Here is a 24,158-nt window from a genome sequence, read left to right on the forward strand (position 1 = left end):
CTCATCAGCGAATGACACCGAACGTGGAATGCGGAGAGATCTTCACCGTCGGCGCCGGAGCCCCGTCCCAGTCCGCCTCCCGGATCGCCTTCATCGCCGCCTTCCGGGTCTCCCGGTCCAACCGGTCGATGAAGATGATCCCGTCCAGGTGGTCCGTCTCGTGCTGGATGCACCGCGCCAACAGCTCGGTGCCCTCCACCGTCACCGGATCCCCGTGCATGTTGAAGCCCTTCGCCACCACGCCGAACGCCCGCTTGGTGTCGAACCGCAGCCCCGGCAGCGACAGGCAGCCCTCGGGGCCGTCCTGCTCCTCCTCCGTCAACGACAGGTCCGGGTTGATCAGATGACCCACCACACCGTCCACGTTGTACGTGAACACCCGCAACGAGACGCCCAGTTGAGGTGCCGCGAGGCCCGCTCCGGGCGCCTCCAGCATGGTGTCCGTGAGGTCCTTCACCAGCCTCCGCAGCTCCTTGTCGAAGGTGACCACGGGCTTCGCGGTGGACCGCAGCACCGGGTCACCGAAGATCCGGATCGGCTGAACTGCCAAGACTGCGACTCCCTCTTGCGGGTGGAAACAACGACCTACCGGGAAGTCTATGCAATCCCGGCCACCCGTTCGGAGCGGCCGCCGACAAATCCCGACTCGCACTCCGGGCGTGACCCAACGACCCGACGTGCGTTGGTCAATGCGAATTGACCGGGACGCGCGAGCGCCCCGAGCACGCGACCCGATCCGAGAGGTGGCAACGAGGCCATGGCCGAGCAGATCAACCACGACGCCCGGGCCAGGGCGTCCCTGCACCTGCTGGTACGAGACATCGAACGGGTCCGACGCCAGGTCGACGCCCTCCGCACGCTCACCGCCCAGTTGGGCAACGTCTACCGCCCCCGCCGCCCCAGCACCTCCGCCGGCTTCGTCGTCTACGGCCGCGCCCCCGCCCCCACCGTCCGCCTCGCCCAGGAACTGCGCGAAAGCGTCGAGACCCTGGTCGCCGCCGCCGTCGAGTTCGACCGCGCCCTCGGCTTCTCCTGGGACTCCGTCGGCTCCGCCCTCGGCGTCACCAAGCAGGCCGTCCACCGCCGCTACGGCGTCCGCCGCCCCACCACCGAACTCCTCCCCACCCCCCGCGAAACCGAGACGGCGCCTCCGGCGCCCCCCACCCCCCGTCCCCCCATCCCCCAGGCCCGCCAAGCCAGCCCCCTGATGCCCCAACGCACCAGGTAACGAAGCGCACAACCAGGAAGCGCACAACCAGGAAGAGCACCACCAGGGGCGCGGGGAACTGCGCGAAGGGGAACGCATCCGACCGCAAGATCGCGACGCAGGACAGTGACCTGCACGTGAACGCGACCTCACGGACCCGTCGGCGCTTGTCGCGCAGTTCCCCGCGCCCCTGTTCTCGCGCCCGTCCGCCTTCGCGCAGCAGGTCTCACCCAATATCCGTCGGGTCCACCCGAATCCGCACAGTCTCCGCCCCCCGCAACGCCAACCGAGCAATCTGCGCCGCCTTGAGCGCCGAAGCCAACGCCGCCCCCTGCCCGGGAGCCACCCGCACCAGCGCCCGCTCGGCGGTCGTCTCCCCCTTCGGCCCCCCGTACACCGGCACCGGCCCCAGCACGTCCGCCCCCTCCGGCAGCCGCAGCAGCCCCAGCAGGTCCTCGACCGCCTGCGCGGGCCCCGTCACCGCGGCCATCCGCGACACCGGCGGGAAGCGCAGCTCCTCCCGCTCGTCGAGTTCCATCCCGGCGTGCCCGGCGGGATCCCATCGCACCAGCGCCTGCACCGGCCGCGCCGCCGGCTCCGCGACCACCACCACCGTCCCGCCCTCCCCGGCCGGACGGACCAGCGAGGCCGCGGTCAGCCACCGCCGCACCGTCTCCTCCCCGGCCCGCAGGTCGGGCCGGTTCAGCAGCGCCCACCCGTCCAGCAGCAGCGCCGCCGCATAACCCGGCCCCTCCGCCACCGGCTCCGCGCCCGGCGTCGAGATCACCAGGGCGGGCGAGGAAGGCACCGTCGCCAGCACCGCATCGCGCCCGGACGTCCGCACCGGCACCCGCGGGAACGCCTTCCCGAGCTCCTCCGCCGTCCGCCGCACGCCCACCACCTGTGCCCGGAGCCGGAACGACCCGCACTCCAGGCAGTGCCAGTCGCGTTCCTCCGTCCCGCACCACGTGCACACCAGCGCGGCGTCCGCGGCCGGGGACTCCAACGGGCCGCCGCACGCCCGGCACCGCACCGGCTCCCGGCAGCGCCCGCACGCCAGCCGGGGCGCGTAACCCCGCCGCGGGACCTGAATCAGCACCGGCCCGCGCGAAAGCGCCTCACGCGCCGTCTCCCACGCCACCGAGGGCAGCCGCGCCGCCTGCGCCGCCGCATCCCGCGCCTGATCGTGCTCGGTGACGGTCCGCACCCGCGGAGCCACGCCCCGAACGACCTCACGCGGTGCCGCCAACGGCCGCGCCCACCCGCTGCGCACCAGCTGCGCGGCCTCGACCGTCATCGAGACCCCGCCCAGCAGCATCGCCGCGCCCTCCTCCGCGGCCCGCAGCGACGCCACCTCCCGGACGTGCGGATACGGCGCGTTGGGATCGCTGTGACTGCTGTCGCCGTCCGACCACACCACCACCAGGCCCAGCTCGCGGACGGGCGCGAACACCGCCGCCCGCGTCCCGATCGCGGCGTGCACCGACCCCCGGCTCACGGACAGCCACCGCCGGTACCGCTCCTGCGGCCCGGCCTCCGCGGCCAGCACCGCATGCCGGCCCTCGCCGAGCACGCTCCGCAGCGCCGCGTCGACCCGCGCGACCGACCGCCCGTCCGGCAGCACCACCAGCGCACCGCGCCCGGAGGACAGCGTCGCCGCCACCGCCCGCGCGATCTCGAACGGCCACTCCGGCCCGGGCAGCGCCGTCCACACGGCACGCGGCGCGTGTCCGCCCGCCAGCGAGGCCAGGAAGTCCGCCCCGTGCGCGTACCGCTCCCAGCTCCCCGCCGCCGGTGCCCCGGGCTGCGGCAGCGGCTGCGGCGACGGCTCGCCCTCCGCCCCGGCGTGCCGCGGCGGGACCGCCAGCTGCAGCACGTCCGCCAGGGTCCCCGCGTAGCGGTCGGCCACCGCCCGGCACAGCCGCAGCAGCTTCGGCGTCAGCACCTGCTCGGGCGACAGCACCCGCGCCAGCGGCGCCAGCGGGCCCGCGTAGTCGGAGTCGTCCCGCCGCTCGACGATGAATCCGTCGTGCAACGCGCCGCCCTCACGCCGCCCGTGTGCTCCGACCCGCCCCCCGAACCGCACCCGCACCCGGACGCCGGGCCGGGCGTCCTCGGACATCGCCTCGGGCACCGCGTAGTCGAAGTACTGGTCGAGGCTCAGCACGCCCTTGTCGACCAGCACCCGGGCCACCGGCTTCCGCTCCGCCAGGACGACCCCGCGCGCGGCCCTCGGCTTCGCCCGGCGCACCGTCTCCCGGATGAACGCCAACTGCTCCCCGGCCCCGTCCGTGCTGCTCACGCCCCAAATCTATCCGAGGCCACCGACACAACGACGAAGCCGCCCGTCGAGGGGATTCCCCTCGACGGGCGGCTTCGGAGAAGCCGGGAGTCCGGTCAGCCGGCGACAGCGGCCTTCAGCGCGTCCACCCGGTCCGTACGCTCCCAGGTGAAGTCCGGCAGCTCACGGCCGAAGTGGCCGTACGCGGCGGTCTGTGCGTAGATCGGGCGCAGCAGGTCCAGGTCGCGGATGATCGCGGCCGGCCGCAGGTCGAAGACCTTGCTGACGGCTTCCTGGATCTTCAGCACCGGCACCGACTCGGTGCCGAAGGTCTCCACGAACAGACCCACCGGCTCGGCCTTGCCGATCGCGTACGCGACCTGCACCTCGGCGCGGCTGGCCAGGCCGGCCGCGACGATGTTCTTGGCCACCCAGCGCATCGCGTACGCGGCGGAGCGGTCGACCTTGGACGGGTCCTTGCCGGAGAACGCGCCGCCACCGTGGCGGGCCATGCCGCCGTAGGTGTCGATGATGATCTTGCGGCCGGTGAGGCCGGCGTCGCCCATCGGGCCGCCGATCTCGAAGCGTCCGGTCGGGTTGACCAGCAGGCGGTAGCCCTCGGTGTTGAGCTTGATGCCCTGGTCGGCGAGCGCCTTGAGCTCCGGCTCGACGACGAACTCGCGGATGTCGGGGGTGAGCAGCGACTCCAGGTCGATGTCCGAGGCGTGCTGCGAGGAGACCACGACGGTGTCGAGGCGGACGGCGCGGTCGCCGTCGTACTCGATGGTGACCTGGGTCTTGCCGTCGGGACGCAGGTACGGGATGGTCCCGTTCTTGCGGACCTCGGTCAGCCGGCGCGAGAGGCGGTGCGCCAGGGTGATCGGCAGCGGCATCAGCTCGGGGGTGTCGTCGCAGGCGTAGCCGAACATCAGGCCCTGGTCGCCGGCGCCCTGCCGGTCCAGCTCGTCCTCGATGTCACCCTCGACGCGGTGCTCGTGGGCGGTGTCGACGCCCTGCGCGATGTCCGGGGACTGCGCGCCGATGGAGACCGAAACGCCGCAGGAGGCCCCGTCGAAGCCCTTCTTCGACGAGTCGTAGCCGATCTCCAGGATCTTCTCGCGAACGAGCTGGGCGATCGGCGCGTACGTCTTGGTGGTGACCTCACCGGCGATGTGCACCAAGCCGGTGGTGATCAGGGTCTCCACGGCGACGCGCGAGGTCGGGTCGTCCTTGAGGAGGGCGTCCAGAATGGTGTCGCTGATCTGGTCAGCGATCTTGTCGGGGTGGCCCTCGGTGACGGACTCCGAGGTGAACAGGCGGCGAGACACAGCGCTCCCTGGGGTTGCAGCGGCTGCTGACTGAATGCACTCGGAAGTCCCGAGGCATCCGGAAAGACTTGATTCCTGATGTGGAGTGTAACGGTCGGCTACCGATCACGGACACTCTCTGTGGACCTCGAACATGTCCGGGATACGGATCACACCCGGACGAAACCGGCGGAAACGCTCCTGGAACACTCCTAGCCCGTCCCAACTCGTGGGACGACCCGGGGTGTTGTGGGACCGAACCGGCGAATCAGGCGGCCGGGTCGGCGAATCGGGCGGCGACCTGGTCCCAGATCGCGTCGGCCAGCATCTCCTTCGGACCGTCCGCGATGTGGACCTCGGAGCCGTCGGCGCCGAGCAGCACCGCACTGTTGGTGTCCTGGCCGAACGCCTTGCCGTCGCCCACCTCGTTGACCACCAGCAGGTCGCAGCCCTTGCGGGCGAGCTTGGCGCGGCCGTTGGCGAGCACGTCGTCGGTCTCGGCGGCGAAGCCGACCACCAGCTGCCCGGGGCGGGCCCGGTCGGCGGAGATCTCGGCCAGCACGTCGGGGTTGCGGACCAGCACGATCGGCGCGGGCTCGACCCCGTCCACCTTCTTGATCTTGCCGGTGACGTACTCGGCGGGACGGAAGTCGGCGACGGCGGCGGCCATCACCACCGCGTCGGCCTCGGCGGCGGCCTTCAGCACGGCGTCGCGCAGCTGCAGCGCGGTGCCGACCCGCACCACGTCCACGCCGGCCGGGTCGGGCAGCGCGGTGTTCGCGGCGACGAGGGTGACCCGGGCCCCGCGGGCGGCGGCGGTCGCGGCCAGCGCGTAACCCTGCTTGCCGGACGAGCGGTTGCCGAGGAAGCGCACCGGGTCCAGCGGCTCCCGGGTGCCGCCCGCCGAGACCAGCACATGACGGCCCGTCAGGTCCTGCTCCAGCGAACCGCGGGCCAGCACCCGCCGGCAGGCGGCGAAGATCTCGCCGGGATCGGGCAGCCGGCCCTTGCCGGTGTCCACGCCGGTCAGCCGGCCCACGGCGGGCTCGATGACGATCGCGCCGCGCCGGCGCAGCGTGGCCACGTTCTCCCGGGTGGCGGGGTGTTCCCACATCTCGGTGTGCATCGCGGGCGCGAACACCACCGGGCAGCGGGCGGTCAGCAGGGTGTTGGTGAGCAGGTCGTCGGCCAGGCCGTGCGCGGCCTTGGCGAGCAGGTCCGCAGTGGCGGGGGCGACCACCACCAGGTCCGCCTGCTGTCCGATCCGCACGTGCGGGACGTCGTGCACCCGCTCCCAGGTCTCGGTGGCGGCGGGCCGCCCGGAGAGCGCCGCCCAGGTCGCCTCGCCGACGAAGTGCAGTGCGGCGGCGGTCGGCACCACCTGCACCTGGTGCCCGGACTCGGTGAACCGGCGCAGCAGTTCGCAGGCCTTGTAGGCGGCGATCCCGCCGCTGACGCCGAGGACGACACGGGGCGCGGTCATGGCGGTCGATTCTCCTAACGACGGGTCAACCCGCCCACCTTACGACCCGCCGCCGCGCCCCTGCGACGTGTCGCCGCGCACACGCCCGCACCCTCCTGCACCCACCCGAATACGCCGAAGGCCCGCCCGATGCGCAGGGCATCGGGCGGGCCTTCGAACGGAATGCGGGGGCTCAGACGCCCTCGACCGGCTCCGCGGTGAGCAGGCCGGCGTTGATCTCGCGGAGCGAGATCGACAGCGGCTTCTCGTGCACGTGGGTGTCGACCAGCGGGCCGACGTACTCCAGCAGGCCCTCGCCGAGCTGGGAGTAGTACGCGTTGATCTGGCGGGCGCGCTTGGCCGCGTAGATCACCAGGCTGTACTTGGAGTCGGTGGCCTCAAGCAGCTCGTCGATCGGCGGGTTGATGATGCCCTCGGGCGCGGTCATCGAAGAGGACACGCTAAACCTTCCGAAGTGGTTTTCAGATACCGGTTGGATCCGGTATGGATCGGCTGGGTGCAGTCGATCCGGTCAGGCTACACCGAGCAAGGCTAGCAGTTCGGCCGCTACCTGCTCGACGGAGGTGTTGACAAGCGTCGTGTCGAACTCCGCCTCGGCAGCCAGCTCGATCCGGGCCGCTGCCAGCCGCTCGTCGATGACGTCCTGCGACTCGGTGCCGCGGCCGGCGAGCCGGCGGACCAGCTCGTCCCAGCTCGGCGGGGCCAGGAAGACCAGTTGGGCCTCCGGCATCGACTCCTTGACCTGCCGGGCGCCCTGGAGGTCGATCTCCAGCAGCACCGGCTCGCCCTTGTCGAGCTTGTCGACGACCGCCTGGCGCGGGGTCCCGTACCGGTTGCCGGCGAAGACCGCCCACTCCAGCAGTTCGCCATTGGCGACCAGCTTGTCGAACTGCTCGTTGTCGACGAAGTGGTACTGCACACCGTCGCGCTCACCGGGTCGCGGGTGGCGGGTCGTCGCCGACACCGACAGCCAGACCTCGGGGAACTGCTTCCTCATATGAGCGACGACCGTGCTCTTGCCGACCCCTGAGGGGCCGGAGAGCACGGTCAGCCGCGGACGCTCACTCATGTACCGATTATCCCGGATCGCGGAGGTTTCTCCGACACCGGCCTCCGTTCAGGAGGCGGCGCCGCCGAACTCCCGCTCCAGGGACGCGATCTGGTTCGTGCCGAGACCCCGCACACGACGGCTCTCGGAGATGCCCAGGCGCTCCATGATCTGCTTGGCGCGGACCTTGCCGACACCCGGCAGGGACTCCAGCAGCGCGGAGACCTTCATCTTGCCGATGACCTCGTCGTCGGACTTGCCGGCCTTGATGACGTCGTGCAGCGAGGCGCCCGAGTGCTTCAGCCGGTTCTTGACGTCGGCACGCTTCCGGCGAGCCTCGGCGGCCTTGGCGAGCGCGGCGGTGCGCTGTTCGGGAGTAAGGGGCGGAAGAGCCACGCCGTTCACCTCAGGTGTGGATGGAAGGGATGAGCCATGACTTGGTTGTGCCCGGACGCCACAGGCTCTGACCTGCGACGGTGGCCGGAACCACCGCCAACTGGCGTCCTACCGCCGGACACTACCCAACTTGGGCCGCCGCGTCAGGAAAAGAACACGAAAAGTCCAGGTCAGCAGGGGCCGACCCGGGACTTTTCCGGGCAAATCAGCCGAGTTGACCGCTCTTGATTCACGCGTTTGTGACGGCCCTCACATCATCGACGAACACCTGCGCGGCCTGTCGCAGCGCCGCCACCGACGGTCCGTGCTTCAGCACGTCACGGCTCACGCTGGGCACCACGTTGCGCACCTGGTCGCCGAAGACCCGCGGCAGGTCCTGCGCGGTGGCGCCCTGTGCGCCCACGCCGGGGGCCAGCAGCGGGCCGTTGATCGCCAGGTCCACGCCCGCGTCCGCGAGGGTCGCGCCGACCACCGCGCCGAACGAACCCAGCGGCGCCGCACCGGAGTTCTCCGCCGCGAGCCGCCGCAGCACGGCCTGCGCGACGCTCTCGCCGTCCGCGCCGATCGCGCGCTGCACCTCGTGGCCCTCGGGGTTGGAGGTCAGCGCCAGCGCGAACAGGCCGCAGCCGTTGGCGTGCGCCAGGTCGACGGCCGGCTGCAGCGAGCCGAAGCCCAGGTACGGGCTGACGGTGAGCGCGTCGGAGAACAGCGGGCTGTCCGGGGAGAGGAAGGTCTCCGCGTAGGCGGCCATGGTGGAGCCGATGTCGCCGCGCTTGGCGTCCATCAGCACCAGCGCGCCGGCCTCCCGGGCCTCCGCGACGGTGCGCTCCAGCACCGCGATGCCGCGGCTGCCGAAGCGCTCGAAGAACGCCGACTGCGGCTTCAGCACGGCGACCCGGTCGGCCAGCGCCTCGACCACCGTGCGGGAGAAGCTCTCCAGGCCCGCCAGGTCGTCGTTCAGGCCCCAGGCGGTGAGCAGCGAGCCGTGCGGGTCGATGCCCACGCACAGCTGGCCGCGGGTGTCGAGGGCGGTCCGCAGGCGGGTGCCGAACGGCGTGGTGTCAGTCATCGGTGTCTTTCCTCGTCTCAAGAATGTGGTCGCCGGCCGAACCGGACAGGCCCTGGCGGATGCCCTTGCCGACGGCCTCGCCGATCGACGCGTAGCCGGCGGCGCGCAGGCGCGCGGACAGGCCCTTGTGGACCTTGCGCATCCAGAACGGGCCTTCGTAGATGAACGCGGAGTAGCCCTGGACCAGGTCGGCGCCGGCCAGGATGCGCTGCCAGGCGTCCTCGGCGCTCTCGATGCCGCCGACCGAGACGATGGCGAGCCGGCCGTCGGTGCGCTTGCGGAGCCGCTCCAGCACCTCCAGCGAACGGGCCTTCAGCGGGGCGCCGGACAGGCCGCCCATGCCGATCTCCTCGATCCGCGCGGCCGGGGTCTTCAGGCCCTCCCGGCCGATGGTGGTGTTGGTGGCGATGATGCCGTCCAGGCCGAGGTGCAGCGCCATGTCGGCGATCTCGTCGATGTCCTCGTCGGCGAGGTCGGGGGCGATCTTCACCAGCAGCGGCACGTGGTGCGTCGTCACCTCGTCGGCGGCTTTGCGGACGTCCCACAGCAGCGGGCCGAGGATCTGCACGGCCTGCAGGTTGCGCAGTCCGGGGGTGTTCGGCGACGAGACGTTGACGACCAGGTAGTCGGCGTACGGCGCCAGCGCCTTGGCCGACTTCAGGTAGTCCGCGGTGGCCTCGTCCTCGGGGACGACCTTGGTCTTGCCGATGTTGACGCCGATCACCGGGGTGCTGCTGGTGTGCGGGCGGGCGGCGAGCCGGGCGGCGACCCGGTCGGCGCCCTGGTTGTTGAAGCCCATCCGGTTGATCAGCGCCCGGTCCTCGACCAGCCGGAACAGCCGCGGCGCGGGGTTGCCGGGCTGGGCCTCGCCGGTGACGGTGCCGATCTCGACGTAGTCGAAGCCGAGCATCGACAGGCCGTCGATGCCGATGCCGTTCTTGTCGAAGCCCGCGCCGAGGCCGAACGGGCCGGGCAGGTCGAGGCCGAGCGCGGCGGTGCGCAGCTTGGGGTCGCGCGGCGCGAGGACGGCGCGCACCAGGGAGCGCAGGCCGGGCACCGAGCTCGCCAGCCGGATCCAGAAGAACGCCAGGTGGTGGGCCTTCTCCGGGTCCATCTTCTTGAACAGCAGGTTGAACAGCAGCTTGTACACGTGGCGCCTCCGACGGCTGGCTGGGCTCGGGCATGGACGTGGGGGGCACCCGACGTGCGGTGCCCCCCACGGTTGTGGACCTAGTTGCGGCCGGAGTTGATCAGCGCCGCGTGCTCCTGCAGCGACATCACGCCGACCTCGCCGCGGTGCAGCGCGTCGATGCCCTGCACGGCCGCGCCCATCGCCTGCACGGTGGTCAGGCAGGGGACGCCGCGGGAGACCGCGGCGGTGCGGATCTCGTAGCCGTCCATCCGGCCGCCGGTGCCGTACGGGGTGTTGATGATGAGGTCGATGCCGCCCTCGTGGATCAGCTGGACGATGGTCTTCTCGCCGCCCGCGCCCTCGCCCTCGGAGTGCTTGCGCACCACGGTGGCGGGGATGCCGGCGCGCTGCAGGACCTCGGCGGTGCCGGTGGTGGCGAGCAGTTCGAAGCCGAGCTCGACCAGCGCGCGGGCCGGGAAGACCAGGTTGCGCTTGTCGCGGTTGGCGACCGAGACGAACACCTTGCCGCTGGTGGGCAGGGCGCCGTACGCGCCGGTCTGGGACTTCGCGTAGGCGGTGCCGAAGACCCTGTCGATGCCCATGACCTCGCCGGTGGAGCGCATCTCCGGGCCGAGCACGGTGTCCACGCCGCGGCCGTGCACGTCGCGGAAGCGCGACCACGGCATCACGGCCTCCTTGACGGAGATCGGCGCGTTGGCCGGCAGCGTGCCGCCGTCGCCCTCGCGCGGCAGCAGGCCCTCGGCGCGCAGCTCGGCGATGGTCGCGCCGAGCGAGATCCGGGCGGCGGCCTTGGCCAGCGGCACGGCGGTCGCCTTGGAGGTGAACGGCACGGTGCGGGAGGCGCGCGGGTTGGCCTCCAGCACGTACAGGATGTCGCCGGACAGCGCGAACTGGATGTTGATCAGTCCGCGGACGCCAACTCCCTTGGCAATGCCCTCGGTTGCGGAGCGCAGCCGCTTGATGTCGAACCCGCCGAGGGTGATCGGCGGCAGCGCGCACGCGGAGTCGCCGGAGTGGATGCCGGCCTCCTCGATGTGCTCCATGACGCCGCCGAGGTACAGCTCCTCGCCGTCGTACAGCGCGTCCACGTCGATCTCGACCGCGTCGTCCAGGAAGCGGTCGATCAGCACCGGGTGCTCGGAGATCAGACCGGCGTGCCGCTCCAGGTAGGACGCGAGCGAGGCCTCGTCGTAGACGATCTCCATGCCGCGGCCGCCGAGCACGTAGGACGGGCGGGCCAGGACGGGGTAGCCGATCTCGTCGGCGATGGCCTTGGCCTCGCTGAAGGAGAAAGCGGTGCCGTGCTTGGGCGCGGGCAGGCCCGCCTCCTTCAGCACCCGGCCGAACGCGCCGCGCTCCTCGGCGAGGTGGATCGCCTCGGGCGAGGTGCCGACCACCGGCACGCCGTTGTCCTTGAGCGCCTGCGCCAGGCCCAGCGGGGTCTGGCCGCCGAGCTGCACGATGACGCCGGCCAGCGGACCGGCCTGCTGCTCGGCGTGGACGATCTCCAGCACGTCCTCCAGGGTGAGCGGCTCGAAGTACAGCCGGTCGGAGGTGTCGTAGTCGGTGGAGACGGTCTCCGGGTTGCAGTTGACCATCACGGTCTCGTACCCGGCCTCGGCCAGCGCGAAGGACGCGTGCACGCAGGAGTAGTCGAACTCGATGCCCTGGCCGATGCGGTTCGGGCCGGAGCCCAGGATGATCACGGCGGGCTTGGTGCGCGGCGCGACCTCGTTCTCCTCGTCGTAGGACGAGTAGAAGTACGGGGTCTTGGCGGCGAACTCGGCGGCGCAGGTGTCGACGGTCTTGAACACCGGGCGGATGCCGAGCGCGTGCCGCACCTCGCGGACCACGTCGGTCTTCAGGCCGCGGATCTCGCCGATCTGCTGGTCGGAGAAGCCGTGCCGCTTGGCGTGGCGCAGCAGCTCCGGGTCGAGCTTGTCGCCCTCGGCGAGCTCGACGGCGATCTCGTGGATCAGGAAGAGCTGGTCGACGAACCACGGGTCGATCCTGGTGGCGTCGAACACCTCCTCGGGGGTGGCGCCGGCCCGGATCGCCTGCATGACGGTGTTGATCCGGCCGTCGGTCGGAACGACGGCCTTGGCCAGCAGCTCGTCCTTGTCGCCCGGTTCGCCGACGAAGGCGAACTGCGAGCCCTTCTTCTCCAGCGAGCGCAGCGCCTTGTTCAGCGCCTCGGGGAAGTTGCGGCCCATGGCCATGGCCTCGCCGACCGACTTCATGGTGGTGGTCAGCGTGGCGTCCGCGGACGGGAACTTCTCGAACGCGAACCGCGGCACCTTGACGACCACGTAGTCGAGCGTCGGCTCGAAGGAGGCCGGGGTCTGCTCGGTGATGTCGTTGGGGATCTCGTCGAGCGTGTAGCCGACGGCCAGCTTGGCGGCGATCTTGGCGATCGGGAAGCCGGTGGCCTTCGAGGCGAGCGCGGAGGAGCGCGACACGCGCGGGTTCATCTCGATGACGATGACCCGGCCGTCGACGGGGTCGACGGCGAACTGGATGTTGCAGCCGCCGGTGTCGACGCCGACCTCGCGGATCACGGCGATGCCGATGTCGCGCAGGATCTGGTACTCGCGGTCGGTGAGGGTCATCGCCGGGGCGACGGTGATCGAGTCACCGGTGTGCACGCCCATCGGGTCGAAGTTCTCGATCGAGCAGACCACCACGACGTTGTCGTTCTTGTCGCGCATCAGCTCCAGCTCGTACTCCTTCCAGCCGAGGATGGACTCCTCCAGGAGCACCTCGGTGGTCGGCGAGAGGGTCAGGCCCTGGCCGGCGATCCGGCGCAGGTCCTCCTCGTCGTGCGCGAAGCCGGAGCCGGCGCCGCCCATGGTGAAGGACGGGCGGACCACGACCGGGTAGCCGCCGAGGGTCTCGACGCCGCCGAGCACGTCCTCCATGGAGTGGCAGATCACCGAGCGGGCGGACTCGCCGTGGCCGATCTTGGCGTTGACGGCCTCGACCACGCCCTTGAACAGCTCGCGGTCCTCGCCCTTGTTGATCGCCTCGACGTCGGCGCCGATCAGCTCGACGTCGTACTTGTCGAGGGTGCCGGCCTTGTGCAGCGAGATCGCGGTGTTCAGCGCGGTCTGGCCGCCGAGGGTCGGCAGTAGCGCGTCGGGGCGCTCCTTGGCGATGATCTTCTCGACGAACTCCGGGGTGATCGGCTCGACGTAGGTGGCGTCGGCGATCTCCGGGTCGGTCATGATGGTGGCCGGGTTGGAGTTGACCAGGATGACCCGCAGGCCCTCCGCCTTGAGCACCCGGCAGGCCTGCGTACCCGAGTAGTCGAACTCCGCCGCCTGGCCGATGACGATGGGGCCGGAGCCGATCACCAGGACGGACTTGATGTCGGTGCGCTTAGGCACGCTGGGCCTCCATAGAACTCACGCTGTGCTTGTTGTCGTCTCGCATGAGCTCGACGAACCGATCGAAGAGGTAGGCGGCGTCGTGCGGGCCGGCAGCCGCTTCGGGGTGGTACTGCACGCTGAAGGCGGGGACGTCGAGTGCCTGAAGGCCCTCGACCACGTCGTCGTTGAGGCAGACGTGGGAGACCTCGACCCGCCCGAAGGGGGTGTCGCTCACCTTGTCCAGCGGCGCGTTCACGGCGAAGCCGTGGTTGTGGGCGGTCACCTCGACCTTGCCGGTGGTGCGGTCCTGCACCGGCTGGTTGATGCCGCGGTGGCCGTACTTGAGCTTGTAGGTGCCGAACCCGAGGGCCCGGCCGAGGATCTGGTTGCCGAAGCAGATGCCGAAGAACGGGGTCTTCTTGGCCAGCACCTCGCGCAGCACCTCGACCTGCCGGTCGGCGGTGGCCGGGTCGCCCGGGCCGTTGGAGAAGAACACGCCGTCGGGCTGGACGGCGTAGATGTCCTCGACGGTGGCGTTGGCGGGCAGCACGTGCACCTCGATGCCGCGCTCGGCCATCCGGTGCGGGGTCATGCCCTTGATGCCGAGGTCGACGGCGGCGACGGTGAACTTCTTCGCGCCGATCGCGGGGACGACGTAGGCCTCCTTGGTGGCGACCTCGGCGCACAGGTCGGCGCCCTTCATCTCCGGGGCCTGCTGCACCTTGGCGAGCAGCGCCGCCTGGTCCTCGACGGCCGGGCCGGAGAAGATGCCGACGCGCATCGCGCCGCGCTCGCGCAGGTGGCGGGTGAGCGCACGGGTGTCGATCCCGCTGATGCCGACCACGCCCTGGCGCTCCAGCTCCTCGTCCAGCGAGCGCTTCGAGCGCCAGTTGGACGCGACCCGGGAGGGGTCGCGGACCACGTAGCCGGCCACCCAGATCTGCTGCGACTCGTCGTCCTCGTCGTTCCAGCCGGTGTTGCCGATCTGCGGGGCCGTCATCACGACCACCTGGCGGTGGTACGACGGGTCGGTCAGGGTCTCCTGGTAGCCGGACATGCCGGTGTTGAAGACCGCCTCGCCGAAGGTCTCGCCGACCGCGCCGTAGGCCTGGCCGCGGAAGGTCCGCCCGTCCTCCAGGACGAGCACGGCAGGCACTCGCTCCCGCCTGGTGCGCTGCGTGGTGGGGGCAGGTGCGGTCATGTCGCGGCCTCTTCCGTCTTCTTCGTCTTCGTACGTGTTACCAGTGCCTCGACGGCCTCGACCCAGGCGTCGTGATCGGCGGCGGAGTCCAACCGGAAACCGCTTTCCAACTCACCGCTGCCGTGCGTCCAGCCGACCACCAGCAGGCCCGAGGGGACCACCTTTCCGGCGATGCCGGAGTCGGTGCGGGCGCCGGTGAGGGCTTCGGCGGGGATCCACAGGTCGTCCGCGCCGGTGCGGCGGGCCAGCAGGCCCTGCTCGGTGAGGGTGAGGTCGGCCAGGCTGCGGGTGCCCAGGCCGTGTGCGACGACCCGGTCCAGCCAGTTCCCGGCGGTGGTGGAGCCGTGGTAGCGGCCGGGGCCGGCCAGCAGGGCCTCGCCCGACTGCTCCGGCGCCGCGGGCAGTTCCGGCAGGTCGGACTGCAGGGTCCGGCGCCAGTTCCAGCCCTGTCGCATCAGCCAGTAGACCAGCGCGACCAGGATCAGCAGGCCGACCGTCGCACCGATGTACCCGGGCCAGTCGGTCACCCGGCCCTTCTCGGTGGCGAGCAGCATCAGTGCTCGACCAGTTCGCCGGCGAGGACGGTGGCCTCACCGCGGAGGAAGGTGGCGTGCACCCGTCCGGGCAGGTCCATGCCCCTGTACGGGCTGTTGCGGGAGCGCGTGGCGAAGGTCTCGGGGTTCACGACTCCACGGTACGCGGGATCGAAGAGCACCAGGTTGGCGGGCTCACCCACCGAGATCGGACGGCCGTGGCCGGCCAGTCGGCCGATCCGCGCCGGGCGGTGCGACATGCGGTCCGCGACGCCCTCCCAGTTCAGCAGGCCGGTGTCGACCATGGTCTGCTGCACGACCGACAGCGCGGTCTCCAGGCCGACCATGCCCATCGCGGCGACCGCCCACTCGCACTCCTTGTCCTCCGCCGGGTGCGGGGCGTGGTCGGTGGCGACGGCGTCGATGGTGCCGTCGGCCAGCGCGGCGCGCAGCGCCTCCACGTCGGCGGCAGTGCGCAGCGGCGGGTTGACCTTGTACACCGGGTCGTAGCTGCGGACGAGTTCGTCGGTGAGCAGCAGGTGGTGCGGGGTGACCTCGGCGGTGACGTTCCAGCCCTTGCCCTTGGCCCAGCGGACGATCTCCACCGAGCCGGCCGTGGACAGGTGGCAGATGTGCACCCGGGAGCCGACGTGCGCGGCCAGCAGCACGTCCCGGGCGATGATCGACTCCTCGGCGACGGCGGGCCAGCCGCCGAGGCCGAGCTCGCCGGAGACCAGGCCCTCGTTCATCTGGGCGCCGGCGGTCAGCCGCGGCTCCTGGGCGTGCTGGGCGACGACGCCGTCGAAGGCCTTCACGTACTCCAGCGCGCGACGCATGATCACCGCGTCGTCCACGCACTTGCCGTCGTCGGAGAAGACCCGCACGCCGGCGGCGGAGTCGTGCATCGCGCCGAGCTCGGCGAGCTGCTTGCCCTCCAGGCCGACGGTGACGGCGCCGACCGGCTGCACGTCGCAGTAGCCGTACTCCTGGCCGAGGCGCCAGACCTGCTCGACCACGCCCGCGGTGTCGGCGACCGGGAAGGTGTTGGCCATCGCGTGCACGGCGGTGTAGCCGCCCATCGCGGCGGACCGGGTGCCGGTCAGCACGGTCTCGGCGTCCTCGCGGCCGGGCTCGCGCAGGTGGGTGTGCAGGTCGACCAGGCCGGGCAGGGCGACCAGGCCGGTGGCGTCGAGCTCGATGTCCGCCCGGACGTCGAGGTTCTCGCCGATCGCGGCGAAGACGCCGTCGACGAGGTGGATGTCCTGGGGGGCGCCGCCGAGGATCTGGGCGTTGCGGATCAGGTAGGTGGTCACTGGGCGGCCTCCAGGGCTTCGGTGGTGCGGGGTGCGTCTGCCATGGTGGCTCCGCCGAGCAGCAGGTACAGGACGGCCATCCGGACCGAGACGCCGTTGGCGACCTGCTCGACCACGGTGCAGCGCGGCGAGTCGGCGACGTCGGCGGTGATCTCCATGCCGCGGACCATCGGCCCGGGGTGCATCACGATGGCGTGCTCCGGCATGGTGGCGAGGCGCAGCCCGTCCAGGCCGTAGCGGCGCGAGTACTCGCGCTCGGTGGGGAAGAACGCGGCGTTCATCCGCTCGCGCTGCACCCGCAGCATCATCACGGCGTCGACCTTCGGCAGCACCGCGTCCAGGTCGTAGGACACCTGGCAGGGCCAGGTCTCGATGCCGATCGGCAGCAGCGTCGGCGGGGCGACGAAGGTGACCTCCGCGCCGAGCGTGGTCAGCAGGTGCACGTTGGAGCGGGCGACCCGGCTGTGCAGGATGTCGCCGACGATGGCGACCTTGCGGCCGGCCAGGTCGCGGCCGAGGCCGGGGTTGAGGTGGCGGCGCATGGTGAACGCGTCGAGCAGCGCCTGGGTGGGGTGCTCGTGGGTGCCGTCGCCGGCGTTGATGACGCTGCCGTGCAGCCAGTCGGAGCCGGCCAGCCGGGCGGCGGCGCCGGAGGCGTGGTGGCGGATCACCACGGCGTCGGCGCCCATCGCCTGGAGGGTCAGCGCGGTGTCCTTGAGGCTTTCGCCCTTGGAGACCGAGGAGCCCTTGGCGGAGAAGTTGATGACGTCCGCGGACAGCCGCTTCTCGGCGACCTCGAAGGAGGTCTTGGTGCGGGTGGAGTCCTCGAAGAACAGGTTGACGACGGTGCGGCCGCGCAGCGTGGGGAGCTTCTTGACGGCCCGTCCGGAGAGCTGGGCGAGCTCCTCGGCGGTGTCCAGGATCAGCAGCGCGTCGTCGCGGCTGAGGTCGGCGGCGGAGACGAGGTGGCGCTTCACGCGAGTTACTCCGGGAGCTGGGGGTCGGCGGCGAGGGCCTGGGAGGAGCGGGCGGCGTAGTCGCGGTCGCCGAGCAGGACGGCGTCGCGGCCGTCGGTCTCGGAGAGCTGGACCTGCACGGCCTCGCGCAGCGAGGTGGGCAGGTTCTTGCCCACGTAGTCGGCGCGGATCGGGAGTTCGCGGTGTCCGCGGTCGACCAGCACGGCCAGCTGCACGGCGCGCGGGCGGCCGATGTCGCCGAGCGCGTCGAGGGCGGCCCGGATGGTGCGGCCGGAGAACAGCACGTCGTCGACCAGGATCACCAGCTTGCCGTCGATGCCGTCGGCGGGGATCTCGGTGTGCTCCAGGGCCCGGGCGGGCTTCAGCCGCAGGTCGTCCCGGTACATGGTGATGTCCAGCGTGCCGAACGGGATCTCCCGGCCGGTGATCTGGGTGAGCTTGGCGCGCAGCCGGCGGGCCAGGTGGACGCCGCGGGTGTGGATGCCGAGCAGCACGACGTCCTCGGCGCCCTTGGCGCGTTCCACGATCTCGTGGGCGATCCGGGTGACGACCCGGGCGACGTCGGTGGCGTCCAGCACCTGGTGCGGGGCGCGGGGAGCAGAACTGGGTGTGGTCATGCCGAAGCGGACCTCCTTCCCCGCCTCACTGGACGGGCCTTAAAGGATGTCGGGAAGTGGTTTCCGGCCGCAGCCAGAACCTCGCTCATCGTAGCAGTGCGCTGATCTCGGCCCGTTCGACACGCGTTCGCACGAGTGCCCCATTCGGCTTGACGCGCAACCCTCACTCTACGTAACCTCACAGGGAGTTACGAACGTGCTCCGCAGTGAGCCTCGTCGCTCCCATTTCAGCGCACGCGAAATCTCGTCCGGGGAGATCCATGTCCAGCGACTACGCGAAGCAGCTCGGGGCCAAGCTCCGGGCGATCCGCACTCAGCAGGGTCTCTCCCTGCACGGCGTCGAGGAGAAGTCCACCGGCCGCTGGAAGGCTGTCGTGGTCGGCTCCTACGAGCGCGGCGACCGTGCCGTCACGGTGCAGCGCCTCGCCGAGCTGGCCGATTTCTACGGCGTCCCGGTCCAGGAGCTGCTGCCCGGCGGCACCCCGGGCGGCGCGGCCGAGCCGCCGCCGCGNNNNAGAAGGCCGGCCCGCTGCAGCGCTACGCCGCGACCATCCAGTCGCAGCGCGGCGACTACAACGGCAAGGTCCTCTCGATCCGCCAGGACGACCTGCGCACGCTGGCCGTGATCTACGACCAGTCCCCCTCGATCCTCACCGAGCAGCTGATCAGCTGGGGCGTGCTGAACCCGGACGCGCGTCGTGCCGTCCGCGAGGAAGACGCCGGCTGATCCTCCGGCTTCTGAAGAAACGTCACAGCGGGGCGGGCGGCCGGTTCTCCGGCCGCCCGCCCCGCTGTCGCATGCTCAGACCACGGTGCCGAGGCTGAACCCGGGGCCGGCCGGGACGCCGTCGACGGCGAGTTCGGCCGGCGTCCAGTCGAAGCCGGTGCTGCGCCAGGCCCAGGCGACCTGCTGGTACTCGCCGCAGACCGCGCCGGAGCCCTGGGTGCCGTGCAGAACGGCGGCGCCGGGCAGTTCGCCGTAGAGGCCGGCGCAGAGCACGGCGATGATCAGGTCGAGGTCCTCGTCGTGGATCCGGACCGCGCCGTCCTCCCAGTGCAGCACCCGGGCGTGCGCCTCCAGCGGCCCGCCGGGGGCGTCGACGGCGATCCGGAACTCGTACGCCCCGCAGCCGGCACCAACCAGCATCCGCCGGAACACCTCGGAGGCCTGCTGGTACGTCCAGCGCACCCGCGGGTCGGCGGCGGCCGTGGCCGCCTCGCACAGCGCGCCGTCCATCACCAGGTCGGCGTGGCGCAGCGTCAGGCCGCCCTCGCGGGCACGGACCAGGCGCGGCACGAAGTCGGCGAGGTCCTCGCCGCGGTAGGTGACCAGCTGGGTCTGCAACGGCGGGTTGACCAGGTAGCCGTCCCGGGCGGCCTGTTCGCCGGGGTCGACGCCGTGCAGCAGGCAGTAGTCCGCGAAGTCGTCCGGGTGGAACATCCGGGCCCGGACGGTCGCGTACCCGTCGACCGCCTCGGCGAGCAGGTCGCCGGTCTCGCGCAGGTAGGTGTCGTAGTCCGGTGCGTCGGTGAGCTGCCACTCCCGGGCGCGGGCGAAGTCGGCCTCGTCGGTCAGGATCCCGGTGACGAAGGCCTCGTCGCTGCGGCGCGAGGGCTCGGCACCGCAACGGCGCGGCCTGCGGCTGTTCCTGGACATCGGTGGCTCCCGGGGATCTCGGTCGAGCAACTGCTGACCGGTCTTCTCCCCTCCCACGCCCGCCCCACACGCACAGGCTGTCACAAGTCTGCAACTGACCGTCAGGTCCGGGGCGTCCCGCCCGGGAGGCCGATCCCCGCTCCGGGGCGCAGTGTTTTGACTAATGACCTGCGGGGCTGTGCCACGGCGAGCCCCGGCTCACGACCGGGCGCGGCACCGGGACCGGGACCGTGAGCGGAAACCAGTCGAAGGAGCGGTTTCACGTGAAGGCTGCACGCTACTACGACCGCGGTGACATCCGTATCGAGGACATCGCGGAGCCCCCCGTCCGACCGGGCACGGTGGGCATCGACGTCGCGTACTGCGGAATCTGCGGCACCGACCTGCACGAGTACCTCGACGGACCGATCTTCGTCCCGCCCGCCGGCCGTCCGCACCCGGTCTCCGGCGAGAGCGCGCCCGTGACGCTCGGCCACGAGATGTCCGGCGTCGTGTACGCGGTGGGCGAGGGCGTCGACGACCTGAAGCCGGGCGACCGGGTCGTCGTCGAGCCCTACATCCTGCGCCCCGACGTCGACACCAGCGAGAACAACCCGGTCTACCACCTGTCGCCCGACATGAACTTCATCGGCCTGGGCGGCCGCGGCGGCGGGCTCGCCGAGAAGATCGTCGTCGAGCGCCGGTGGGTGCACCCGGTCGGCGACCTCCCGCTGGACCAGGCGGCCCTGATCGAGCCGCTGTCGGTCGGGTACCACGCGTTCCAGCGCTCGGGCGCGAAGGCCGGCGACTTCGCCCTGGTCGGCGGCGCCGGGCCGATCGGGCTGCTCACCTGCGCGGTGCTCAAGGCGATGGGCGTCGAGGTCGCGGTCTCCGAACTGAGCTCGCTGCGCCGGCAGAAGGCGCTGGACGCCAAGGCGGCCGACCACGTCATCGACCCGGCCGCCGCCGACGTTCCCGAGGAGGTCCGGCGCCTCACCGGCGGCCGGGGCGCGGACGTCGCGTTCGAGGCGACGTCCGTCAACGCCGTCCTCGACACGCTGTTCGACGCGATCAAGCCGGGCGGGGTGATCACCGTCATCTCGATCTGGGGCAGGCCGGCGTCGCTCGACATGCAGAAGCTCGTCCTCAAGGAGGTCGACCTGCGCGGCACCATCGCCTACGTCAACTCCCATCCGCAGACCATCAAGCTGGTGCAGGAGGGGCGCATCGACCTGGCGCCGTTCATCACCAGGACCATCGGGCTGGACCGTCTCGTCTCCGAGGGCTTCGAGACCCTCATCCACCACAACGAGACGGCCGTCAAGATCCTGGTCGACCCCCGCCGTTGACCGGCCGTTGACCAACCCGACCCCGTGCCCGCTAGCCGAGCGGGCGCGGGGTCTTGGCGAGCTGGCGGGACTGGGCGACCAGGCGGCCGTCCGCGTCCCAGATCTCGCAGTCCTCTTCGAAGTAGCCGCCGGCCACGTTGCGGGTGGCGTGTGTCACGCGCAGCCAGCCGTCGGCGGGCAGGGCGCGGAGGTGGACGGTGAGGTCGATGGTGGGGGCCCAGCCGGGGCGGCCGAGGTCGAAGGTGACCGGGGGCAGCGCGTCGGCGGTGAGCAGCAGCGAGAGCGGGTCGGCGGGGCGGCCGTCGGCGAGCTTGAACCAGCCCTGGATGCGGCCCTCCTTGGACGGTTCGCCGAGCGCCCAGCCGACGGTGGCCGGGTCGAGGCGCAGGTCCATCCGCTCCAACAGGGCGGCCTGGGCGATGAGTTCCTTGGGCGCGTGTTCGATGCCCACGCAGTGCTCGGGGGCGGGCAGCACGGGCGGGACGGCGGTGGTGGCGACCTCGGCGTCCAGGGCGGCGAGGTCGGTGAAGGCGGCGGTGATCCGCAGCCGCTCCTCGCCGTCCTGGGAGAGGATCGCGCTGCCGGTGGCCAGACTGCGGCCGCGGCGCATGATCTCGGTGCGGACGGTGGCGGGGCCGGGGCGGGACGGCGAGACGAAGGTGCCGCTGACGGTGAGCGGGTGCGGGTGGCCCGGGCCGGCCTCCAGCGCGAGGGCGTGCGCGGCGAAGGCGAGCAGCAGTCCGCCGTTGACGCCGCCGCCGATCTGCCAGCCCGCGCCGAGTTCGCCGTCGTAGCGGCCGGGTTCGTCGGGGTGCGGGGTGAGCGCGATGCCCCGGTCGAACTCGCTGGTGGTCTCCGGCATGACTGAGGCCCTTCTGCGCAGACGCAAAAAACACATTACTTGCCGGTAGCTTACGCGCGAAGGCCGCCGGACCAACAGGTCCGACGGCCTTCGAACAGGTACTGCGGGGCTCAGCGACGAATGGTCGGCTTGAGCTCCAGGAAGCGGGCGAGCAGGCCGTTCACGAAGGCCGGCGACTCGTCCGTCGAGTACTCCTTGGCGATCTCCACGGCCTCGTCCAGGACGACCGCGTCAGGGGTGCCGTCCTCCCAGATCAGCTCGTACGTGCCGAGTCGGAGAACGTTGCGGTCGGCGATCGGCATCCGGTCGAGCGTCCAGCCCACCGCGTAGGTGGAGATCAGGTCGTCGATGGTGCGCGCGTGCTGCGCGTAGCCCTCGACCAGCTGCATGGTGTACTCCGCGACCTGCGGAATGCCCTCGTCCGGACGGGGGTCGCGCGAGCGCGCGACCCAGTCGGCGAGCACCCGTTCGGGGGCCACGTCGCGGTGGTCCGCCTCGAACAGGATCTGAAAGGCCCGGGTGCGGGCCTTGGTGCGAGCAGAGGCCACGATTACTTGACCCGGCCGAGGTAGCTGCCGTCGCGGGTGTCGACCTTGACCTTCTCGCCCGTGGTGACGAACAGCGGCACCTGGATCTCGGCGCCGGTCTCCAGGGTGGCGGGCTTGGTGCCGCCGGTGGAGCGGTCGCCCTGCAGGCCCGGCTCGGTCTCGGAGATGACCAGCTCGACCGCGGCGGGGAGCTCGATGTACAGCGGGACGCCGTCGTTCTGCGCGACCAGGGCCTCGAAGCCCTCCAGCAGGTACTTGGCGGCGTCGCCGACGGTGGCGGAGTCGACCGGGATCTGGTCGTAGGTGTCCATGTCCATGAAGATGAACACGTCGCCGTCGCGGTACGAGTACTGCATGGTCCGCTTGTCGACGTTGGCGGTCTCGACCTTGATGCCCGCGTTGAAGGTCTTCTCGACGACCTTGCCGGTGAGGACCTCCTTCAGCTTGGTGCGAACGAAGGCCGGGCCCTTGCCGGGCTTGACGTGCTGGAACTCGACGACGGACCAGAGCTTGCCGCCGTCCAGCTTGAGGACCATGCCGTTCTTGAGATCGTTCGTGGTAGCCACGGGCGCACTTACTCCTGATATGTCCGCTGTCAAAGAACACCAAGCAGTGCGCCGCCGCGACCCTTCGGGCCTACAGCGCGAGGAGCTCCTTGGTGGTGATGGTGAGCAGCTCGGGCCCGCCCTCCTCGGGAGGTCGCACCACGAGCGTGTCCTCGATCCGGACCCCGCCGCGACCCGGGAGATGCACTCCTGGACCGACAGTGACCGGCACGCGATTGTCCAGTTTACCCATGTCGGCGGGCCCGAGGCGCGGTGCCTCCCTGTTCTCCAGGCCGATACCGTGTCCCAGCGGGTGGACGGAGTGCTCGGCGTGCCCCGCGGCCTGCAGGATCGAGCGGGCCGCGTCGTCCGGCACGTGCTGCTCGACGCCCGGTCCGAGCGCCTCCCGGCCGGCCCGTTGGGCGCGGAAGACCAGGCGGTGCAGCTCGACCTGCCAGGACGCGGGGGCGGCCCCGATCACGAAGGTGCGGGCGGTGGAGATGCCGTAGCCGCGGTACTGCGCGCCCAGCGCGACGGTGAGGAAGTCGCCCTCCTCGACCCGCCGGTCGGTGGGCTGGTGGCGCTCCAGGCCGGAGTGGCTGCCGGTGCCGACGGAGACCGGGAAGGCCGCCCGGTCGGCGCCGTGGTCGATCATCCGGCGTTCCAGTTCCATCGCCAGGTGGCGTTCGGTGCGGCCGACCAGGATCGATTCGAGCAGTTCGCCGAGCGCCTGGTCGGCGATCTCGGCGGCGATCCGCAGGTCGGCGAGCTCGTGCTCGTCCTTGACCACCCGCAGCCGCTCGACCGTCCGGTCCAGGTCGAGCAGCCGGGCGGGGGCGACCGCGCGGGCCACGGCGCGGTGGCGGGCCACCGTCAGGTCGTGCTCCTCGACGGCGAGGTCCTGCACCCGCAGCCGGGCGGCGGCCTCGGCGGCGGCGAACGCGGCGTCCGTCTCGGCGGGCACCGGCAGCCGGGTGACCTCCTCGTCCACCTCGCGCTCCACCGCCTCCTCGGGCGGCACGTCCTCCGGCAGCGCGAGCACCGCCCGCTCCCGGGTGAGCAGCAGGACGGAGCCGCACGGTGGGCAGCCGGTGAGGTAGCGGACGTTGGCGGCGCGGGTGATCAGCGCGGCGTCGGCACCGGAGGCGCTGCAGTACTCGCGGAGGCGTTCGCGTCGGGCGGCGTGCGCGTCGGACATGCTCCGAGCGTACGAACCGGGCCCCGGGGCCGCCCGTCGGGACGGGCCCGATCGGTGGCGGGAATGC

General features: G+C 71.5%; 23 protein-coding genes and 1 pseudogene. 4 read left to right on the forward strand and 20 right to left on the reverse strand.

Annotated elements, in window-relative coordinates:
• Positions 1 to 4: 4 nt before the first annotated feature.
• On the reverse strand, positions 5 to 550 hold the full coding sequence (def, locus tag AMK19_RS28595; protein ID WP_073816789.1) for a peptide deformylase: 546 nt from the start codon (positions 548 to 550) through the stop codon (positions 5 to 7).
• A 207-nt stretch (positions 551 to 757) separates the two neighbouring features.
• Here def and AMK19_RS28600 point away from each other — a divergent pair, with 207 nt between their 5' ends.
• Positions 758 to 1,228, forward strand: a complete 471-nt coding sequence (locus AMK19_RS28600) for a hypothetical protein (protein ID WP_073816791.1) — start codon at positions 758 to 760, stop codon at positions 1,226 to 1,228.
• Positions 1,229 to 1,433: 205 nt separating this feature from the next.
• On the opposite strand, the gene AMK19_RS28605 is transcribed toward AMK19_RS28600, so the two are convergent.
• The 14 genes from AMK19_RS28605 to pyrR form a co-directional block, all read right to left on the reverse strand.
• The gene (locus AMK19_RS28605; protein ID WP_241844635.1) at positions 1,434 to 3,509 is read right to left on the reverse strand and encodes a primosomal protein N'; all 2,076 of its coding nucleotides are present in this window, start codon (positions 3,507 to 3,509) and stop codon (positions 1,434 to 1,436) included.
• Positions 3,510 to 3,604: 95 nt separating this feature from the next.
• A complete protein-coding gene (metK, locus tag AMK19_RS28610) occupies positions 3,605 to 4,816 on the reverse strand; it encodes a methionine adenosyltransferase (protein ID WP_073816796.1) in 1,212 nt (403 codons plus the stop codon).
• 247 nt (positions 4,817 to 5,063) lie between these two features.
• A complete protein-coding gene (gene coaBC / locus AMK19_RS28615) occupies positions 5,064 to 6,278 on the reverse strand; it encodes a bifunctional phosphopantothenoylcysteine decarboxylase/phosphopantothenate--cysteine ligase CoaBC (RefSeq protein ID WP_073816799.1) in 1,215 nt (404 codons plus the stop codon).
• Between the two features lie 172 nt (positions 6,279 to 6,450).
• Complete coding sequence (rpoZ, locus tag AMK19_RS28620) at positions 6,451 to 6,717, reverse strand: DNA-directed RNA polymerase subunit omega (protein WP_073816803.1); 267 nt, start codon at positions 6,715 to 6,717, stop codon at positions 6,451 to 6,453.
• 72 nt (positions 6,718 to 6,789) lie between these two features.
• Complete coding sequence (gene gmk, locus AMK19_RS28625; RefSeq protein WP_073816806.1) at positions 6,790 to 7,347, reverse strand: guanylate kinase; 558 nt, start codon at positions 7,345 to 7,347, stop codon at positions 6,790 to 6,792.
• A 48-nt stretch (positions 7,348 to 7,395) separates the two neighbouring features.
• On the reverse strand, positions 7,396 to 7,722 hold the full coding sequence (gene mihF, locus AMK19_RS28630; protein WP_030459182.1) for an integration host factor, actinobacterial type: 327 nt from the start codon (positions 7,720 to 7,722) through the stop codon (positions 7,396 to 7,398).
• A gap of 229 nt (positions 7,723 to 7,951) precedes the next feature.
• Positions 7,952 to 8,791, reverse strand: coding sequence for an orotidine-5'-phosphate decarboxylase (gene pyrF / locus AMK19_RS28635; protein ID WP_073816809.1), 840 nt, complete (start codon positions 8,789 to 8,791; stop codon positions 7,952 to 7,954).
• The gene (locus AMK19_RS28640) at positions 8,784 to 9,941 is read right to left on the reverse strand and encodes a quinone-dependent dihydroorotate dehydrogenase (protein ID WP_073816811.1); all 1,158 of its coding nucleotides are present in this window, start codon (positions 9,939 to 9,941) and stop codon (positions 8,784 to 8,786) included. The genes pyrF and AMK19_RS28640 overlap by 8 nt, the downstream gene beginning before the upstream one ends.
• Before the next feature lie 80 nt (positions 9,942 to 10,021).
• Positions 10,022 to 13,330, reverse strand: coding sequence for a carbamoyl-phosphate synthase large subunit (carB, locus tag AMK19_RS28645; protein WP_073816815.1), 3,309 nt, complete (start codon positions 13,328 to 13,330; stop codon positions 10,022 to 10,024).
• A complete protein-coding gene (carA, locus tag AMK19_RS28650) occupies positions 13,323 to 14,513 on the reverse strand; it encodes a glutamine-hydrolyzing carbamoyl-phosphate synthase small subunit (RefSeq protein WP_073816818.1) in 1,191 nt (396 codons plus the stop codon). Before carA ends, carB begins: the two co-directional genes overlap by 8 nt.
• Positions 14,510 to 15,067 (reverse strand): PH-like domain-containing protein, encoded by a 558-nt coding sequence (locus AMK19_RS28655; protein ID WP_073816821.1) that lies wholly within the window; start codon positions 15,065 to 15,067, stop codon positions 14,510 to 14,512. The genes carA and AMK19_RS28655 overlap by 4 nt, the downstream gene beginning before the upstream one ends.
• Positions 15,067 to 16,359, reverse strand: a complete 1,293-nt coding sequence (locus AMK19_RS28660) for a dihydroorotase (RefSeq protein WP_073816823.1) — start codon at positions 16,357 to 16,359, stop codon at positions 15,067 to 15,069. The genes AMK19_RS28655 and AMK19_RS28660 overlap by 1 nt, the downstream gene beginning before the upstream one ends.
• The gene (locus AMK19_RS28665) at positions 16,356 to 17,336 is read right to left on the reverse strand and encodes an aspartate carbamoyltransferase catalytic subunit (RefSeq protein ID WP_073816826.1); all 981 of its coding nucleotides are present in this window, start codon (positions 17,334 to 17,336) and stop codon (positions 16,356 to 16,358) included. Before AMK19_RS28665 ends, AMK19_RS28660 begins: the two co-directional genes overlap by 4 nt.
• Before the next feature lie 5 nt (positions 17,337 to 17,341).
• Entirely contained in the window at positions 17,342 to 17,953 is a 612-nt protein-coding gene (gene pyrR, locus AMK19_RS28670) for a bifunctional pyr operon transcriptional regulator/uracil phosphoribosyltransferase PyrR (RefSeq protein ID WP_073816829.1), read from the reverse strand.
• A gap of 260 nt (positions 17,954 to 18,213) precedes the next feature.
• On the opposite strand from pyrR, the gene AMK19_RS37660 reads away from it, so the two are divergent.
• Together AMK19_RS37660 and AMK19_RS37665 are read left to right on the forward strand one after the other, a co-directional pair.
• On the forward strand, positions 18,214 to 18,464 hold a 251-nt coding region (locus tag AMK19_RS37660; protein WP_241844637.1), incomplete at its 3' end, for a helix-turn-helix domain-containing protein.
• Between the two features lie 4 nt (positions 18,465 to 18,468).
• A pseudogene (locus AMK19_RS37665) lies at positions 18,469 to 18,680 on the forward strand (transcriptional regulator); the annotation flags it as partial.
• A 75-nt stretch (positions 18,681 to 18,755) separates the two neighbouring features.
• Here AMK19_RS37665 and AMK19_RS28680 read toward each other — a convergent pair.
• Positions 18,756 to 19,610, reverse strand: a complete 855-nt coding sequence (locus AMK19_RS28680; protein ID WP_073816832.1) for a hypothetical protein — start codon at positions 19,608 to 19,610, stop codon at positions 18,756 to 18,758.
• A gap of 263 nt (positions 19,611 to 19,873) precedes the next feature.
• Between AMK19_RS28680 and AMK19_RS28685 the strand changes: the two genes are divergently transcribed.
• Positions 19,874 to 20,938 (forward strand): 2,3-butanediol dehydrogenase, encoded by a 1,065-nt coding sequence (locus AMK19_RS28685; protein WP_073816834.1) that lies wholly within the window; start codon positions 19,874 to 19,876, stop codon positions 20,936 to 20,938.
• Positions 20,939 to 20,969: 31 nt separating this feature from the next.
• On the opposite strand, the gene AMK19_RS28690 is transcribed toward AMK19_RS28685, so the two are convergent.
• The 4 genes from AMK19_RS28690 to AMK19_RS28705 all read right to left on the reverse strand — a co-directional run bounded on the left by AMK19_RS28690 (position 20,970) and on the right by AMK19_RS28705 (position 24,091).
• Positions 20,970 to 21,800 carry a thioesterase family protein gene (locus AMK19_RS28690; RefSeq protein ID WP_073816837.1) on the reverse strand — a complete coding sequence of 277 codons (831 nt, stop codon included), beginning with the start codon at positions 21,798 to 21,800 and terminating at the stop codon, positions 20,970 to 20,972.
• Between the two features lie 110 nt (positions 21,801 to 21,910).
• On the reverse strand, positions 21,911 to 22,348 hold the full coding sequence (gene nusB / locus AMK19_RS28695) for a transcription antitermination factor NusB (protein ID WP_073816840.1): 438 nt from the start codon (positions 22,346 to 22,348) through the stop codon (positions 21,911 to 21,913).
• A 2-nt stretch (positions 22,349 to 22,350) separates the two neighbouring features.
• The gene (gene efp, locus AMK19_RS28700; protein WP_073816843.1) at positions 22,351 to 22,914 is read right to left on the reverse strand and encodes an elongation factor P; all 564 of its coding nucleotides are present in this window, start codon (positions 22,912 to 22,914) and stop codon (positions 22,351 to 22,353) included.
• Positions 22,915 to 22,984: 70 nt separating this feature from the next.
• Positions 22,985 to 24,091, reverse strand: a complete 1,107-nt coding sequence (locus AMK19_RS28705) for an aminopeptidase P family protein (protein WP_073816846.1) — start codon at positions 24,089 to 24,091, stop codon at positions 22,985 to 22,987.
• Between the last annotated feature and the right edge of the window lie 67 nt (positions 24,092 to 24,158).

The organism is Kitasatospora sp. CB01950, from assembly GCF_001905465.1.
In the GTDB taxonomy this organism is placed as follows: domain Bacteria; phylum Actinomycetota; class Actinomycetes; order Streptomycetales; family Streptomycetaceae; genus Kitasatospora.

Excerpts from the sequence above, each read along its gene's own strand:
- coaBC (WP_073816799.1), bottom strand. The coding sequence starts at position 6,278 with ATGACCGCGCCCCGTGTCGTCCTCGGCGTCAGCGGCGGGATCGCCGCC.
- AMK19_RS28600 (WP_073816791.1), top strand. The coding sequence starts at position 758 with ATGGCCGAGCAGATCAACCACGACGCCCGGGCCAGGGCGTCCCTGCAC.
- AMK19_RS28705 (WP_073816846.1), bottom strand. The coding sequence starts at position 24,091 with ATGTCCGACGCGCACGCCGCCCGACGCGAACGCCTCCGCGAGTACTGC.
- pyrR (WP_073816829.1), bottom strand. The coding sequence starts at position 17,953 with ATGACCACACCCAGTTCTGCTCCCCGCGCCCCGCACCAGGTGCTGGAC.
- AMK19_RS28655 (WP_073816821.1), bottom strand. The coding sequence starts at position 15,067 with ATGCTGCTCGCCACCGAGAAGGGCCGGGTGACCGACTGGCCCGGGTAC.
- AMK19_RS28690 (WP_073816837.1), bottom strand. The coding sequence starts at position 21,800 with ATGCCGGAGACCACCAGCGAGTTCGACCGGGGCATCGCGCTCACCCCG.
- carA (WP_073816818.1), bottom strand. The coding sequence starts at position 14,513 with ATGACCGCACCTGCCCCCACCACGCAGCGCACCAGGCGGGAGCGAGTG.
- AMK19_RS28680 (WP_073816832.1), bottom strand. The coding sequence starts at position 19,610 with ATGTCCAGGAACAGCCGCAGGCCGCGCCGTTGCGGTGCCGAGCCCTCG.
- pyrF (WP_073816809.1), bottom strand. The coding sequence starts at position 8,791 with ATGACTGACACCACGCCGTTCGGCACCCGCCTGCGGACCGCCCTCGAC.
- gmk (WP_073816806.1), bottom strand. The coding sequence starts at position 7,347 with ATGAGTGAGCGTCCGCGGCTGACCGTGCTCTCCGGCCCCTCAGGGGTC.